The sequence below is a fragment of the Flavobacterium sp. FlaQc-48 genome (assembly GCF_044007335.1).
Taxonomy (GTDB): Bacteria; Bacteroidota; Bacteroidia; order Flavobacteriales; family Flavobacteriaceae; genus Flavobacterium.
The window spans coordinates 65,545-80,421 of sequence record NZ_JBIPCR010000023.1; the positions used below are offsets into that span (position 1 = coordinate 65,545).

Annotated in this window: 10 protein-coding genes and 1 pseudogene; 10 read left to right on the forward strand and 1 reads right to left on the reverse strand. The window is 36.0% G+C overall.

All coding sequences use genetic code 11. The features are described 5' to 3' along the window. The first annotated feature begins 167 nt into the window (after positions 1 to 167). From mutL to ACHRWY_RS24910, 4 genes are read left to right on the forward strand one after another with little or no spacing between them, the layout of a single operon-like run. The gene (mutL, locus tag ACHRWY_RS24895; RefSeq protein ID WP_395358243.1) at positions 168 to 2,090 is read left to right on the forward strand and encodes a DNA mismatch repair endonuclease MutL; all 1,923 of its coding nucleotides are present in this window, start codon (positions 168 to 170) and stop codon (positions 2,088 to 2,090) included. Then, positions 2,087 to 2,899 carry a rhomboid family intramembrane serine protease gene (locus ACHRWY_RS24900; protein ID WP_395358245.1) on the forward strand — a complete coding sequence of 271 codons (813 nt, stop codon included), beginning with the start codon at positions 2,087 to 2,089 and terminating at the stop codon, positions 2,897 to 2,899. The genes mutL and ACHRWY_RS24900 overlap by 4 nt, the downstream gene beginning before the upstream one ends. 43 nt (positions 2,900 to 2,942) lie before the next feature. Continuing rightward, positions 2,943 to 3,806 (forward strand): rhomboid family intramembrane serine protease, encoded by an 864-nt coding sequence (locus ACHRWY_RS24905; RefSeq protein ID WP_395358247.1) that lies wholly within the window; start codon positions 2,943 to 2,945, stop codon positions 3,804 to 3,806. Positions 3,807 to 3,824: 18 nt separating this feature from the next. Continuing rightward, complete coding sequence (locus ACHRWY_RS24910; RefSeq protein ID WP_395358249.1) at positions 3,825 to 4,871, forward strand: endonuclease/exonuclease/phosphatase family protein; 1,047 nt, start codon at positions 3,825 to 3,827, stop codon at positions 4,869 to 4,871. A gap of 114 nt (positions 4,872 to 4,985) precedes the next feature. Here the strand turns inward: ACHRWY_RS24910 and ACHRWY_RS24915 are convergent, their stop codons facing one another. Further along, positions 4,986 to 5,831, reverse strand: a complete 846-nt coding sequence (locus tag ACHRWY_RS24915; protein ID WP_395358251.1) for an AraC family transcriptional regulator — start codon at positions 5,829 to 5,831, stop codon at positions 4,986 to 4,988. Positions 5,832 to 6,002: 171 nt separating this feature from the next. Here ACHRWY_RS24915 and ACHRWY_RS24920 point away from each other — a divergent pair. From ACHRWY_RS24920 to ACHRWY_RS24945, 6 genes and pseudogenes are all read left to right on the forward strand, one after another. After that, a pseudogene (locus ACHRWY_RS24920) lies at positions 6,003 to 6,236 on the forward strand (dihydrodipicolinate synthase family protein); the annotation flags it as partial. 28 nt (positions 6,237 to 6,264) lie between these two features. Then, positions 6,265 to 6,423 (forward strand): hypothetical protein, encoded by a 159-nt coding sequence (locus ACHRWY_RS24925; RefSeq protein ID WP_395358253.1) that lies wholly within the window; start codon positions 6,265 to 6,267, stop codon positions 6,421 to 6,423. A 3-nt stretch (positions 6,424 to 6,426) separates the two neighbouring features. Beyond that, positions 6,427 to 7,722, forward strand: coding sequence for an aminopeptidase P family protein (locus tag ACHRWY_RS24930; protein ID WP_395358255.1), 1,296 nt, complete (start codon positions 6,427 to 6,429; stop codon positions 7,720 to 7,722). A gap of 2 nt (positions 7,723 to 7,724) precedes the next feature. Further along, positions 7,725 to 9,887 carry a DPP IV N-terminal domain-containing protein gene (locus ACHRWY_RS24935; RefSeq protein WP_395358257.1) on the forward strand — a complete coding sequence of 721 codons (2,163 nt, stop codon included), beginning with the start codon at positions 7,725 to 7,727 and terminating at the stop codon, positions 9,885 to 9,887. 250 nt (positions 9,888 to 10,137) lie between these two features. Then, entirely contained in the window at positions 10,138 to 13,344 is a 3,207-nt protein-coding gene (locus ACHRWY_RS24940; RefSeq protein WP_395358259.1) for a SusC/RagA family TonB-linked outer membrane protein, read from the forward strand. A 12-nt stretch (positions 13,345 to 13,356) separates the two neighbouring features. Further along, positions 13,357 to 14,814 carry a SusD/RagB family nutrient-binding outer membrane lipoprotein gene (locus ACHRWY_RS24945; protein ID WP_395358261.1) on the forward strand — a complete coding sequence of 486 codons (1,458 nt, stop codon included), beginning with the start codon at positions 13,357 to 13,359 and terminating at the stop codon, positions 14,812 to 14,814. Positions 14,815 to 14,877: the final 63 nt, after the last annotated feature.

A 14,877-nucleotide genomic window follows, 5' to 3' on the forward strand; every position in this document is an offset into this window, starting at 1 on the left:
AAAACACATTTGTTTTAAAAATGATAAAACCTATACTGTGTCATAATAGTATAGGTTTTTTGTTTTTTTTATGATACCACTTATTCTAAAAGCCAAGAGAAATTTATTAAATTTGTGCTTCTTGGTTTAAAAACTTTAAACCTTAACCTTTAAACTATTTTTTCTTAATGTCCAGTATTATTCAATTACTTCCTGATCATGTTGCTAACCAGATTGCCGCCGGAGAAGTGGTTCAAAGACCTGCTTCAGTCGTAAAAGAGCTGTTAGAAAATGCTGTTGATGCAAAAGCAACTGATATTAAGTTGATTATTAAAGATGCAGGAAAATCATTAGTGCAGGTTATTGATAATGGATCTGGAATGAGCGTGACCGATGCGCGTTTGTGTTTTGAGCGTCATGCTACTTCTAAAATCCGTCAGGCAGAAGATTTGTTTTCCTTGTGTACAAAGGGTTTTCGTGGTGAAGCACTGGCTTCTATTGCTGCAATTGCACATATGGAAATGAAAACCAGGCAGGATCAGGACGAGTTAGGAACCCATATTATCATTGAGGGGAGTAAGTTTGTGTCGCAGGAAGTGGCTGTTTTGCCCAAAGGAACCTCATTTGCGGTTAAAAATTTATTTTTTAATATTCCGGCACGCCGTAACTTTTTAAAATCGGATACGGTTGAATTTCGTCATGTAATGGATGAGTTTCTGCGTGTAGCCTTAGCACATCCAAATATTCATTTTACTTTTTACCATAACGGAAGTGAAATGTATAATTTGCCTGCCGCAGGATATCGCCAGCGTATTGTTGGCATCATGTCCGGTAAAACCAATGAAAAACTGGTGCCGGTTAATGAGGATACAGAAATCATAAACGTTCAGGGATTTGTTTGTAAACCTGAATTTGCGAAGAAAAACAGGGGAGAACAGTTCTTTTTTGTAAACGATCGTTTCATTAAAAGTGGTTATTTGCATCATGCCGTAATGGCGGCTTATGACGGACTTTTGAAAGATGGTTCGCAGCCCAGTTATTTTTTATATTTACAAGTTCCGCCCAATACTATAGATATCAATATTCATCCCACTAAAACAGAAATTAAGTTCGATGATGAGCAGGCTCTATATGCCATTTTAAGAGCATCGATCAAACATAGTTTAGGGCAATTTAATGTAGCGCCTGTTCTTGATTTTGATCGTGATGCTAATTTAGACACACCGTATCATTATAAAGATTTAGGGGCAGAGACGCCTACCATACAGGTTGATGGAACTTTTAATCCGTTTACGGATGACAAGACCAATCAGCATTATGCTAAAGCAAATTCGGGATCAGGTTCCGGATTTAGTTCGGGTTCGGGTTCGGGTTCCGGCTCAGGTTCGGGTTCGTATTCAGGATATAATAAAAGAGTAGAACCAACAGCAAGTTGGGAAAGTTTGTATGTAGGCCTGGAAACAGATACGATAGAAAGTTCGCCTTTTACATTCGAAAATGAAGAAGTTACTTCGTCTTTGTTTAATGATAATGAGATTGAGCAGACAAGTCAGGGAACCTATCAGATTCATAAAAAATATATTGTTTCGCCAATTAAATCAGGAATGGTGATCGTAGATCAGCAAAGAGCACATCAACGTATTTTGTACGAACAATTTTTGTTGAATATGACGGTGAATCAGGCTTCAAGTCAGCAATTGTTATTTCCTTTAAATCTGTTTTATTCGTCTGGCGAAATGGAATTAATTGAGGAGTTAAAGCCTTCTTTAGAAACCACAGGTTTTGTTTTTGAAGAAGCTCAGACTGATCATATCGTAATTTCAGGAATTCCTGTAAATATTACCGAAAGTGAAGTTTCTCTTGTAATCGAACAATTATTAAGTGATTTGCAGGACGGAATTCCGGCAAGCAGTTACAGCCAGAACGATACCATTGCCAAGTCAATGGCCAAAAGTTTAGCCGTTAAAACCGGATCGTATTTAACCGAAAAAGAACAGGATAATCTGGTAAACGGTTTGTTTGCCTGTAAAGATCCAAATATTTCACCTTTTCAAAAACCAACTTTCATCACCATGCGTGTGGAAGATATAGATAAAAAGTTTGCCTTATGATGAATATGACTCCCGTTGTAAAACAATTGTTGATAATTAACATTATCTTTTTTATTGGTGCTCAATTAGTTCCCGTTTCTGAACAATTTTTCGCTCTTTTTTTTCCTGAAAGTGATTTCTTTAAATTGTGGCAGCCTTTAACGCATATGTTTATGCATGGTGGTATTTTGCATATTGCTTTCAATATGTTTGCGATGGTTTCATTCGGATCGGCTTTAGAACATTTCTGGGGTGGTAAAAAATTTATATTCTTTTATATTTCTTGCGGCTTAGGTGCTGCGTTATTGCAAATAGGAGTAAACTATCTGCAATTCCAATCAGCTTTGGAACCTGTGAGAAGCTTAGGATTGTCAGATGCAACATTACATCAAATATTAAATGTGAATTTTACTGATGGGGTAAATTTCAGGTCAGATTTATTTTTAGAACAAATTAAGCCGATATTGGAGAGAGCTGGAAAAACAAATCTTGACGATGCAGGTTTTAAAGGGTTATTTGATGCTTCGATAATTACTCAAGTTCCAATGGTGGGGGCTTCAGGTGCTATATATGGGCTTTTAGTAGCTTTTGCTTTCATGTTTCCTAATGCAGAATTAGCTTTAATGTTTATACCAATTCCAATTAAAGCGAAATATTTTGTGCCGGGAATTTTAGCAATTGACTTGTTTTTAGGTTTTAAAGGTAATTCCCTTTTTGGAGGTGGAGGAACTGGGATTGCCCATTTTGCGCATATAGGTGGTGCAGTTGTTGGTTATCTTATGATGTGGTACTGGAAAAAGAATCAGTTTAATAGTAATCGTTGGAATTAATTTTTAATTTTAATATCGCAAACAAAAACCAAAAAAAGCTTTTATGAATATTCTGGACGATTTAAAACTACAGTACAGGTTAGGAGGTGTTGCAATGCGTGTAATTTACTGGAACATTGCCTGTTTCCTGATTTCGTTGATATTCTTTTATCAATATTCAGCAGGTGGTTTTGCATACCCAAACTGGTTGGCTTTATCATCAGATCCTAATGCTTTTTTATTTAAACCCTGGACGTTTTTAACCTATGCTTTTTTTCATGCATCATTTTGGCATTTGTTGTTCAATATGATGGTTTTGAACTTTGCGAGTAATCTGTTCCTGACGTTTTTTACTCAGAAACAATATTTGGGATTGTATATTTTAGGTGCAATTTTCTCGGGTGTTGTTTTTGCCTTGAGTTTTTACTTTTTAAATGTTGCAGGTTATATCGTAGGAGCTTCGGCTGCAATTATGGCAATTCTGGTTGCAGTAACAACATATCAGCCTTTGATGGGGGTACGTTTAATGTTTATTGGTAATGTTAAGCTTTGGCATATTACCGCTGTAATTTTGGTGCTGGATTTAATGCAGTTCCGATTGGATAATACTGGCGGGCATATCTCTCATTTAGCCGGAGCAGTTTTTGGATTCATATTCATTAAGCTACTTCAAAACGGAACAGATTTAAGTAAAATAGTTTCCAGAACACTCGATTTCTTTGTAAATCTCTTTAAAAAATCCCCTTCGACCCCTTTCACAAAAGTTCATAAGAATTACAAAAAACCTACAGAAAAAGTTACATCCAGAATTGTTACGAAAGATAAAACGCAACAACAAATTGATGAGATTTTAGATAAAATTAGCCAGTCTGGTTATGATTGTCTGACAAAAGAAGAAAAAGAGTTTTTATTTAGAGCTGGAAAATAATCCTTTTAGCCATATAATATGAAAAACCTTTCATGGTTTAATAAGATAATGTTCTTTTTGAATATAGTGCTAACTGTACTGACTTTTAGTATTTATATTTTACCATTTCTGGCACCAAAGAGTTTTCCGCTTCTATCGGTATTGACACTCTTTATGCCGGCTTTCTTTGTTCTGAATGGCCTGTTTTTTGTTTATTGGGCAATTCAGTTTAAAAAACGCCTTATTTTATCGGGTCTGGTTTTGCTAACCGGAATTACATTTATCAGTAAATTTTATAAATTTTCGGCTAAAGAATACGTTCCTAATGAAAAAGACTTCTCTGTAATGAGTTACAATGTTCGTCTTTTTAATGTTTTTAAATGGCTGGACCGTGATGATATCCCGTCTAATATCAAAGCCTTTATTGATGAAAAAGACCCGGATATTTTATGTATTCAGGAATATTCAAATTCAGCACATATTGATTTAAAGGTATATCCTCACCGTTACATTTTTATAGATGGGAAAAAGATTAAAACCGGACAGGCTATTTTCTCCAAGTTTCCTATTTTATATGAGGGGAATATTATTTTTCCAAATTCAGATAATAACGTAATTTATGCCGATATAAAACGTGGTAAAGATATTATCAGGGTTTATAACATGCATTTGCAGTCTATTAAAATCTCACCTGACGTAAGTGATATTTCAAATAATATCGACAATGTCAATCAGGAGAAATCACAATTAATTTATACCAGGATCAGCAAAGGGTTCAGGCAACAACAGGAGCAGGCTGAAATTTTTAAAGAGAACATCAAACAATGTAAAAACCCGATTATTATTTGTGGAGACATGAACAATAGTCCCTTTTCGTATGTATATCGCAATATAAAAGGAAAACTAAAAGATGCTTTTGAAGAAGCGGGTGAAGGTTTTGGGGCAACATATAAATTTCGCTATTACCCGGCACGAATAGACTATATTTTTACTGACAGCAAAATGAAAGTCAAACAATTTGAAAGTTTTCCTGATTTCGAAAATTCAGACCATTATCCTATCATGACCAGGATCTCGATAGAATAGTAAATACTTTGATTTAGTTTTTCTGTTTTGGGAATCAATAGCTTTACGGACTCTGGTTATCCCGATCGCTATCGGGATTGGTTTCCTTGCAGTTAAAATTATATATTTTTTAGTTTACAGGTTTAACTTTCGATATTGCAAAGGAGATGTTTGTTTTAATTCTTTAAATTTTCTGTTGAAATTAGAGATGTTGTTAAAACCGCACAATTCGGCAATTTCTAAAACAGAAAGTTCGCTGTTGTTGGCTAATAATTTTGAAGCATGCTCAATTCTCACCTCTATTAAAAACTGGAAAAAAGATTTATTGGTCCGGACTTTAAAATACCGGCAAAAAGCATTTTTGGTCATATTGGCAATCGAGGCAATTTCGTCTAAATTTATGTTTTTGCTAAAGTTAGTCATCACATGTTCAAAAACCGTCTGCATGCGTTTTCCTTCATTATCAGTAATTTTTTTGTCATATAAATGATTCGAAAGATATTCTTTGTCATTGTTAGACAGCCATTTCATGATTTCTAAAAACAAAATAAAGCGCTCGTAATTGTCCGCTTTTTGCAATTTTCTGAAAGACTTGGTGATCTTTTTCGGTGCGTTATGAATGATAAACCCGTTTTTGCTGCTTTCTAAAAAAGGATAAATGTTCTTAAAAGTATTCAGGGCAAAAAAGTCTTTCCCAAAAGAATGTGTCGTAAAAAATAAAGTGCGCATTATAGAAGCTTCATTTTCGCGTACCTCACTTCTAAATACATGTGGTAAATTACTGCCAATCACCAGTATATCTCCTTCGTTGTAGTGCGAAATAGTATCACCTGCAAAAATGGCCCCTTCTCCTTTTTCTATAAAACTAATCTGAATCTCTTCGTGCTGATGAAGCTTATCATAAAAAATAATCTCTCTATCTTCCTGATATATAAGGGGATCTTCCCCCGATTTAGGAATTTTAAATGGAAAAACTTTCATGGTTTGGTTGGGTTAGCTACTTCAAATATATTTTATTTTAGTGATAAAATGACAATATATTAGTTAATTTTTTGCGTAAATATCAAATATAGGGCAATATAATATCATTTTAAGGTAATTTATAAGCTTCATGCTTTGTTCAATATAAATAATTTTGGTCCTGGCTAAAATCAGGTAAATTTAAAAGTACAATTAGAAGCAGGTGTTGAAGGACTAATTCTTGGCGGCACATTAGGAGAAGCAAGCACGCTTTTAGAAGAAGAAAAAAGAGAATTAGTAAGAGGTACTGTGAGTATGGTTAACAATCAGGTACCGGTAATTATGAATATTGCAGAACAAACCACCCGTGGTGCTATTCTGGCTGCCAACAAAGCTGAAGAAGACGGGGCAGCAGGATACCTGGTTTAGATTCAGACCTTGTACCCCTTCGGGTATGCCAATTATTACACGAGCACAAAAAGTTGTAAATTTGACTTTTGCCACCGGGCACGCCATGATGGGTTTAAGCCCCGGACCGGCAACAGGAAAAATAATCACAGAGATTATTTCAGGCAAAACAACTTCTGTTGATACAAAAATGTTTCAATTATAAAATATGAGATACGATTCAATTCCGGTTTCCTTGTTTGAAAATAACCGAAAAAGGTTTGCCGCAAAAATGCAAAACAACAGTTTGGCCATTCTCACTTCAAATGATGTGATGCCCAATAATGCAGATGATGTAATGGGATTTGCGCAAAACAATGATTTATTTTATTTATCCGGAATTGAACAGGATGAAACTATTCTGGTACTTTATCCGGGTGCTTTTAAAGAAGAAAACCGGGCAATTTTATTTGTAAAAGAAGTTACAGAGCAGACTTTAATCTGGGAAGGCGATTTTTTGACCAAAGAAAAAGCTACGGCTATTTCCGGAATTAAAAATGTAAAATGGATTCATGAATTTGAAAAAGCAATTCAGCTTTTTGTGTTTGAGGCGGATACCATTTATTTAGGACATAATGAGCACATTAAAAGAATAACTTCAGAAATGAATACGCGCCAGGATCGAATGATTCAGTGGTGTAAACAAAAATATCCGCTGCACCAATACGAGCGTGCCGCTAAAATTACCCGTGATCTGCGGCCTGTAAAATCAGAAGTAGAAGTTGATTTGATCAGGAAAGCAATTTCAATAAGTGCAAAAGGATTTAAAAGACTTTTGAATGCTGTAAAACCCGGGGTAAAAGAATATGAATTAGAAGCTGAACTGGCGTATCAATATATTAAAAGCGGAGGAAATCGTCATGCGTTCAAACCCATTGTTGCCTCCGGTAAAAATGCCTGTGCACTTCATTATACTACCAATGATTCGGTTTGTAATAAGGAAGATATGATTTTGATAGATTTTGGTGTTTGTTATGCTAATTATAATTCAGATATTACACGTTGTTTTCCGGTAAGCGGAAAATTTTCACCACGTCAGAAAGCAGTGTACGAATCGGTTTTGTATTGTCTAAAAGAAGGATCAAAATTTTTGAAACCCGGGGTTTTGTCCAAAGCTTATGAATTGCAAATGGCAAGTCTGATCGAGGCCGAACTGGTTAAGCTAGAATTGATCACTTTAGAAGAAATAGCTTCTCAGGACCCTCAAAATCCGGTTTATAGAAAATATTTCATGCACGGAACAGCACATTATTTAGGACTTGATGTTCACGATGTGGGGCTTTATTCAAAACCATTTGAAAAAGGAATGGTGCTGACTTGCGAACCCGGGATTTATATCCGCGAAGAAGGAATTGGCTGCCGCTTAGAAAATGATTACTTACTGACGGAGAACGGAAACATCAATTTATCTGAAGAAATACCAATTGAAATTATAGAAATAGAACAGCTAATAAATACCCAATAAACATGATTAAAAAACATTTTTTACTACTCTTTTTTGTTTGTACAAGCCTACTTGCCCAAACAGGTATTGACATTAATAAATTAAAATGGTTGCCCAATTCACATTCATTTTGGGTAAATTCAGGCCAGAATGTTCAGGTTTATGATGTTGATAAATTAAATCAGAATACGACTGTTTTAACCGGTCAGCAATTAAAAAATGCAGGCTTTAGCGGAGAAGTTGAAGATTTGGTCTGGAATCAGGACAAGACAAAAGTGCTGGTTTACACCCATTTAAAAAAAGTATGGAGAGCCAATACGAAAGGAGATTACTGGTTTTTTGATTTAGCTACAGGAAAAGGGAGAAAACTGGGTGCAAATTTAGAAGAGTCTTCCCTGATGTTTGTTAAATTTTCTAATGATAATGAAAATGTTGCCTATGTGTCAAAGCATAATATTTATCTGGAAAATCTAACTTCAGGCAAAATAACACCTTTGACCACTGATGGAACGGATAAGGTAATCAACGGAACCTTTGACTGGGTTTATGAAGAAGAACTTGCGGCCCGCGATGGGTTTCGTTGGAGTCCTGACGGAAAAAGTATTGCCTTTTGGCGTGTTGATGCCTCAGAGACAAAATTTCATTTCATGATTAATAATACAGATGCCTTATATCCGTTTGTAGTTCCTGTTGAATATCCTAAAGCCGGTGAAAAGCCTTCTTATGTAAAAATTGGAGTTATTGATGTTGCTGCCCTAAAAACAAATTGGCTGGATATTCCCGGTGAACCGGATAATAATTATCTGGTTCGTATGGAATGGGTGGCCAGTGATGCAGTAATGGTCGTTCAGCTTAACAGAAATCAAAATCAGGCTTCGATTTACAATTGCAATACGGGATCAGGGAAAACGAATTTAATTTATCAGGAAAAATCAGCTGAGTGGATTGATGTTTTTGATATTTCTTCAGGAGTTTATGATGGTTTTCCGTGCCAGTTTGTAGATAACGGCAAAGCTTTTTTATGGAGTTCTGATGCTGATGGCTGGATGCACATTTATAAAATTAGCACTGACGGAAAGAAAAAAGAACTGGTTACAACCGGAAATTTTGATGCTTATTTTAAAGCGTATAATGATAGAACAAAGTCAATCTACTATATCGCAAGTCCTAAAGATGCGACGCAACGCTATTTGTACGAAACAAATCTGAATTCCCGAAAAACAAAAAGATTAACTCCTGAAGTATTTGAAGGAACCAATGAATATGAATTTTCTACGGACGGATCGTATGCCAAACATACTAATTCTAACATCAATCGGGATTTAAATACGCGTTTAGTTTCGCTATCAGGGCATAAAAAAGTACTGCCGCAAGAGGCTGATGTTTTTACGAAACCGGTACGTGATTTTTCTTTGGAAAAGTTTAAAGTAACTACCATTGATGGTGTTGAAATGGATGGAATTATGGCAAAACCCCTTGATTTTGATCCGTCAAAAAAATATCCTTTGTTTTTTTACGTTTATGGCGAACCCATGGCTTCTGTAGCGAATGATATGCCGTATTTTAACGAATTTATAGATTTGTTAATTCCCAAAGGATATATCGGAATTGCGATGGACAACAGAGGGACCCCGGTATTAAAAGGAACCAAATGGAGAAAGTCAATTTATAAAAACATCGGAATTATCAATACCCGTGATCAGGCAATGGCGGCAAAAGAAATTTTGAAATGGAATTTTATTGATACCAACAGGGTTGCTGTTCACGGATGGAGTGGCGGTGGTGCTGTTACCTTGAACCTGATGTTTCAATATCCTGAAATATACAAAACAGGTGTGGCAATCGCTGCAGTGACAGATCAGCATTTTTATGATAATATTTATACAGAACGTTATATGGGCCTGCCAGACGAAAACGAAGCGGCATATATTCAGGCTTCACCGGTAACACATGCAAAGAACTTAAAAGGAAACTTACTTTATATTCACGGAACGGGCGATGATAATGTCCATTATAAAAATGCCGAAGTCCTGATTAACGAATTGATAAAATATGATAAGGTATTTAATTTAATGGTTTACCCAAATCGCTCGCATTCTATTTATGAAGGTGAAGGAACAACAAGGCATTTAGTAGATACTTTTATAAAATTTATTGAAGAAAAATGCCCGCCGGGAGCAAAATAATTAACTTTAAGAATCATAAAAAAAAGGAGAATTTCTGTAAAAAGAAGTTCTCCTTTTTTTGTTTTTCGATTTAGCTAAATCATGAAAATCTGAGTAAAAAACGGGTTTGTTTTTAAATGGTAAGATAATACATGTAAAAATAATAATTATGTAATTAAAGGGTAATATAATCGGTTTTTGTGGTAATATATTATCATAAAAATTATCGAAAAATCAAAATATTTGCCAATACTAATTATAAAACCATTTTATGAAATTTAAGTTTTTTCAAAGAAAAACGGTGGTACTTTTTTTTGTACTGCTAGCACAATTTGCGCTTGCACAAGAGCGGATTGTATCAGGAATTGTTTCAGATGATGCAGGAATGCCTTTGCCGGGCGCCACTGTATTGATCAAGGGAACAAAAACGGGAACTCAAACAGATTTTGACGGAAAATATTCTATAAAAGCCAGTCTCAATGCTGTTCTTGTCTTTAATTATATTGGGATGAAAACTCAGGAAATAACAGCTGCAACTAATACCGTAAATGTAGTTTTGTCCGGAGGCTCGGAGCAGCTTAAAGAAATTGTTGTGACGGCTTTAGGGGTCAAAAGAGAAAAGAAATCCCTGGGATATGCTACCCAGGAAATAAAAGGGGAAGACCTTACAAAAGTAAATACGGGAAATGTGGCCAACTCGATTTCCGGTAAAATTGCAGGTGTACAAATCAGGCGCAACAATAATATTGGCGGTTCTACAAATGTTATTATTCGTGGTACCACTTCACTAACGGGAAACAATCAGGCTTTGTGGATTGTAGACGGTATTCCTTTAAATAATGACAATACCAATAGTGCCGATCAAAAAAGCGGCGGTAATACCGGTGGATATGATTACGGAAATGCTGCTTCAGATATCAATCCGGATGATATCGAAACCATGAACGTTTTAAAAGGATCAGCGGCTTCGGCTTTATATGGTTCGAGAGCTTCGAACGGAGTAATTTTGGTTACGCTAAAAAAAGGAAGTAAATCTAAAGGCGGTTTAGGAGTAAGTTTTAGCTCGGGGGTTACCATTGGGGTGGTGGATAAAAAAACCTTACCCGAATATCAAAAACAGTATGGAGGAGGATATGGTGACTTTTATGGTACAGTCGATTTAGGAACCGGTGTGCATCCTTATGCAGCAACCGATGATGCTTCCTGGGGGCCAAAATTCGACCAAAATTTGTTGGTTTACAATTGGAATTCATTTTATCCTGAATTGCCTGCTTACGGAAAAGCAACACCATGGACAGCAGTAAAAAATAATCCAAATAGTTTTTATCAGAATAGTTTAACCTACATCAATACTATCGGCATATCAGGATCTAATGAAAATGGTGATCTCAGAATTGGGTATACGAATTACAATCAGGATCAGGGAATTTTACCCAATAGTGACAATCGTAAAGATAATTTTAATTTCTCGGCCAGTTATAACTTAAAACCGAAGACAAAAATATCCGCTTCTGCCAACTATTTAAAAGCAAATGCCAAAGGAATGAATGAAACGGGTTATGGTGATGGCGGAAATAATTATTTAAGCAGCGTAAGACAATGGTATTCAACAAGTGTAGATTTTAAGGATTTGGAAAATGCCTATAATTTGACAAAAGAAAATACCACCTGGAGTGTGGGCGGACCTAACGATTTGAGTTTGCAATTTCATGATAATCCTTATTTTCAAAGATATAACAATTACAATACGTTAGATCGTGATCGTTTTTTTGGAAACGTAGCTTTAAGTACACAAGTCAACGACTGGTTTGATATCTTGGGTAAAGGAGCTGTAGATTATTACCATCAGTTACAAGAAGAGCGTATTGCAGTGGGGTCAAAAAGAACTGCCAACACATTGGGGCAATACACCAGATACGATAAAACTTTTAGAGAGATCAATCTGGATCTGATCCTGAATTTTAAGACTGATATTACGGATAATATTAAGTTTAACGGAATGATTGGGGCAAATTCAAGACGCTCAGTCAGTAATTCGATATTTGCTGCCACGAATGGTGGATTGGTGGTGCCGGGAATTTATGCTTTGAATAATTCTATTGATAAAATAAACAGTCCTGCAGAATCCCAGACTACTTTAGGGACCAACAGTATTTATGCCAATGCCGGTTTTAACTTTTCAGAAACCTATTTCTTAGAAGGGACGTATCGTGTCGATCAGTCATCGACCCTGCCAAAAGATAATAATACCTATTCCTATCCTTCAATTACCGGAACCTATATTTTTAGTAACCATATTAAGACTGACTGGTTGTCCTTTGGAAAGCTGCGTCTGAATTATGCTGAAACAGGAAACGATGCTCCTTTTGCCGTGACTTCATCTACCTATCCTAAGAATGATAATTTTGGTCCCGACGGAATTCGTTTTTCTACCGAAAACAGTAAAAGTAATGCTAATTTAAAAAGTGAGCTTACAAAAGGGATTGAAGCAGGTATTGAACTTAAACTGTTTAAAAACAGAGCAGGTCTTGATTTTTCATACTACAAAACGAACACGACCAATCAGATTTTGTCTATTGAAACCCCTACACAAACAGGTTATACAAGAGCGTGGATAAATGCGGGAGATGTTCAGAATAAAGGATATGAAGTAACCTTGACAGTGGTTCCGGTTAAAACAAAGGATTTCTCCTGGGAAGCAAAAGTAAACTGGTCAACAAATAAAAATGAGGTCATTTCATTAGGAGGAGCCGACAGGATTTCGTTGGGATCTTTTCAGGGCGTGGGCTATGTTGCTGAGGTTGGAAAACCCGTAGGGCAGCTTATTGGATCAGGATTTACGTATCTAAACGGAGAAAAAGTGATTCGCTCCAACGGAAGATATTTACAAACTGCCGGAGCAACAATTGGCGATATAAATCCGGATTGGATTGGTGGTTTTAATAATGTTATCAATTACAAAAACTTCTCATTTAACTTCTTAATTGATGTAAAAAAAGGAGGAGATGTATATTCTTTAGATCAGCGTTTTGGACATACTACAGGAATATACCAAAGTACCGTGTCTAATAATCATTTAGGAAATCCGCAAAGAGACCCGGTTGCAAATGGCGGAGGTATTTTGTTATCTGGTGTCAAAGAAGACGGAACCCGAAATGAGAAGGTGGTAAGTGTAGAAGGGGCAGACGGATATTCTTTTTATAACTCGATGCCGGAACAGCAATATGTCTATGATGCTTCGTATGTCAAATTGCGTGAGGTGGGATTAAGCTACAGATTGCCATCAAAATTCCTGACAAAGACTTTTATAAGTAACATTATTTTCGCTGTGAACGGAAGCAACTTGTGGATCATTAGTAAAAATTTACCCTATGCGGATCCGGAGGCGGGACTTTCTTCAGGAAATCTTCAGGGTTTTCAAACCGGAGTTTTGCCTACTTCAAAAGAGTATAACTTTAATATGAAAGTTCAATTCTAAAAAACAAACAAAATGAAAATAGTAAAAACAATATTTTTTGCAGGGGCCATTTTACTTTCGGTTGCTTCGTGCGATAATTTAGAAGATTTAAATCAGGACGAAAAAGCGTACACAACGGTTTTACCCGGTGCCTTAATGACAAGTGCACAGGTTAATTACGCTTTTTTTCTTACCAATGCTTCCGTGAACAATAATAATTTTAGAGGGTATGCACAATACTGGACAGCTACAACATATACAGATGAGGTAAATTACAATCAGGAAAGAAGAAACTTAGGAAATTCTCATGCTGTTTTGATATACAGAGATGTTTTGCAGGATCTGGTTAACGCCCGGCAACAAATTAAAGAAAAAGAAGTTTTAGGAGCTGTTGATATCGCGGTGAAGAAAAACAACATTGCAATTCTTGAAGTTCAGATTATCATGGCATATCAAACCCTGGTAGATTTATTTGGGAATGTCGCCTATAGTGAAGCTTTAGATATTAAAGCACATCCTTATCCCAAATACGATGATGCAAAAACTATTTATCTGGATTTAGCGGCACGATTAGATCTTGCAATAGCCAATATGGATGTTACTAAAGATAGTTTTGGCAATGCCGATTTAATATACAAAGGCAATGTCGGGAAATGGAAAATATTGGCCAACAGCGTAAAGCTAAAATTAGGATTGCATCTTGCTGATGTTGACCCTGCAAAAGCTAAAAGTATGGTCGAGAGTGCTTATAGTTCCGGAATCATGACAAATGAAAGTCAAACAGCACTTTTTCAGTATTTTTCTTCACTGGTCGATATGAATCCTTTGTACGATACTTTGGTAAATGAAAGTCAGACTGTACCTACAGCATTTTTTGTTAATGAACTAAATGCAAAAGCAGATCCAAGACGTGATATTTTCTTTAATCCAAATTCTAAAAAGCAAGGCAATTACAAAGGCGCACCGTATGCCAAGCAGGTAAGTTACAGCGACTTTTCTAATGTAGGAACAAGGTTAAAAGAAAAAACAAATCCGGGCGTTCTTTTTGACTATACCGAAACATGTTTTTTATTGGCAGATGCTGCGAACAGAGGTTTTAATGTAGGTGGAACGGCAGAAGAATATTATAAAAAAGGGATTCTGGCCAGTATGCATTTTTGGGGAGTTGCAGATACGGAAGCCCAAACGTATTTAAACAGAGCTGATGTTGATTTTGCAACGGCAACAGGAACGGCAAAAGAGAAGATTGCCTATCAGCTTTGGATTGCTTATTACAATAGAGGGTTTGAAGCCTGGACGGAATACAGAAGATTAGATTTTCCTGTTTTGCAGGCACCTTCTACCGCAGTTGACGCAGCACAGGGAAAAGTACCGGTTCGTAATATTTATTCAATTTTCGATAAGACTCTGAATAAAGAAAATTATGAAGCCGCTGCTAATGCTATTGGAGGGGATTTAATGACCACAAAAATTTTCTGGGATAAATTTTGATTTGAATTAGTTTTCCTGTTTTTAACCGGATGTCTTTAAGTAGATATCCGGTTTTTTGTTTTT

Bases quoted from the DNA above. Each gene is read 5' to 3' on its own strand.
- mutL (WP_395358243.1), top strand. From the start codon at position 168: ATGTCCAGTATTATTCAATTACTTCCTGATCATGTTGCTAACCAGATT.
- ACHRWY_RS24900 (WP_395358245.1), top strand. From the start codon at position 2,087: ATGATGAATATGACTCCCGTTGTAAAACAATTGTTGATAATTAACATT.
- ACHRWY_RS24905 (WP_395358247.1), top strand. From the start codon at position 2,943: ATGAATATTCTGGACGATTTAAAACTACAGTACAGGTTAGGAGGTGTT.
- ACHRWY_RS24910 (WP_395358249.1), top strand. From the start codon at position 3,825: ATGAAAAACCTTTCATGGTTTAATAAGATAATGTTCTTTTTGAATATA.
- ACHRWY_RS24915 (WP_395358251.1), bottom strand. From the start codon at position 5,831: ATGAAAGTTTTTCCATTTAAAATTCCTAAATCGGGGGAAGATCCCCTT.
- ACHRWY_RS24925 (WP_395358253.1), top strand. From the start codon at position 6,265: ATGCCAATTATTACACGAGCACAAAAAGTTGTAAATTTGACTTTTGCC.
- ACHRWY_RS24930 (WP_395358255.1), top strand. From the start codon at position 6,427: ATGAGATACGATTCAATTCCGGTTTCCTTGTTTGAAAATAACCGAAAA.
- ACHRWY_RS24935 (WP_395358257.1), top strand. From the start codon at position 7,725: ATGATTAAAAAACATTTTTTACTACTCTTTTTTGTTTGTACAAGCCTA.
- ACHRWY_RS24940 (WP_395358259.1), top strand. From the start codon at position 10,138: ATGAAATTTAAGTTTTTTCAAAGAAAAACGGTGGTACTTTTTTTTGTA.
- ACHRWY_RS24945 (WP_395358261.1), top strand. From the start codon at position 13,357: ATGAAAATAGTAAAAACAATATTTTTTGCAGGGGCCATTTTACTTTCG.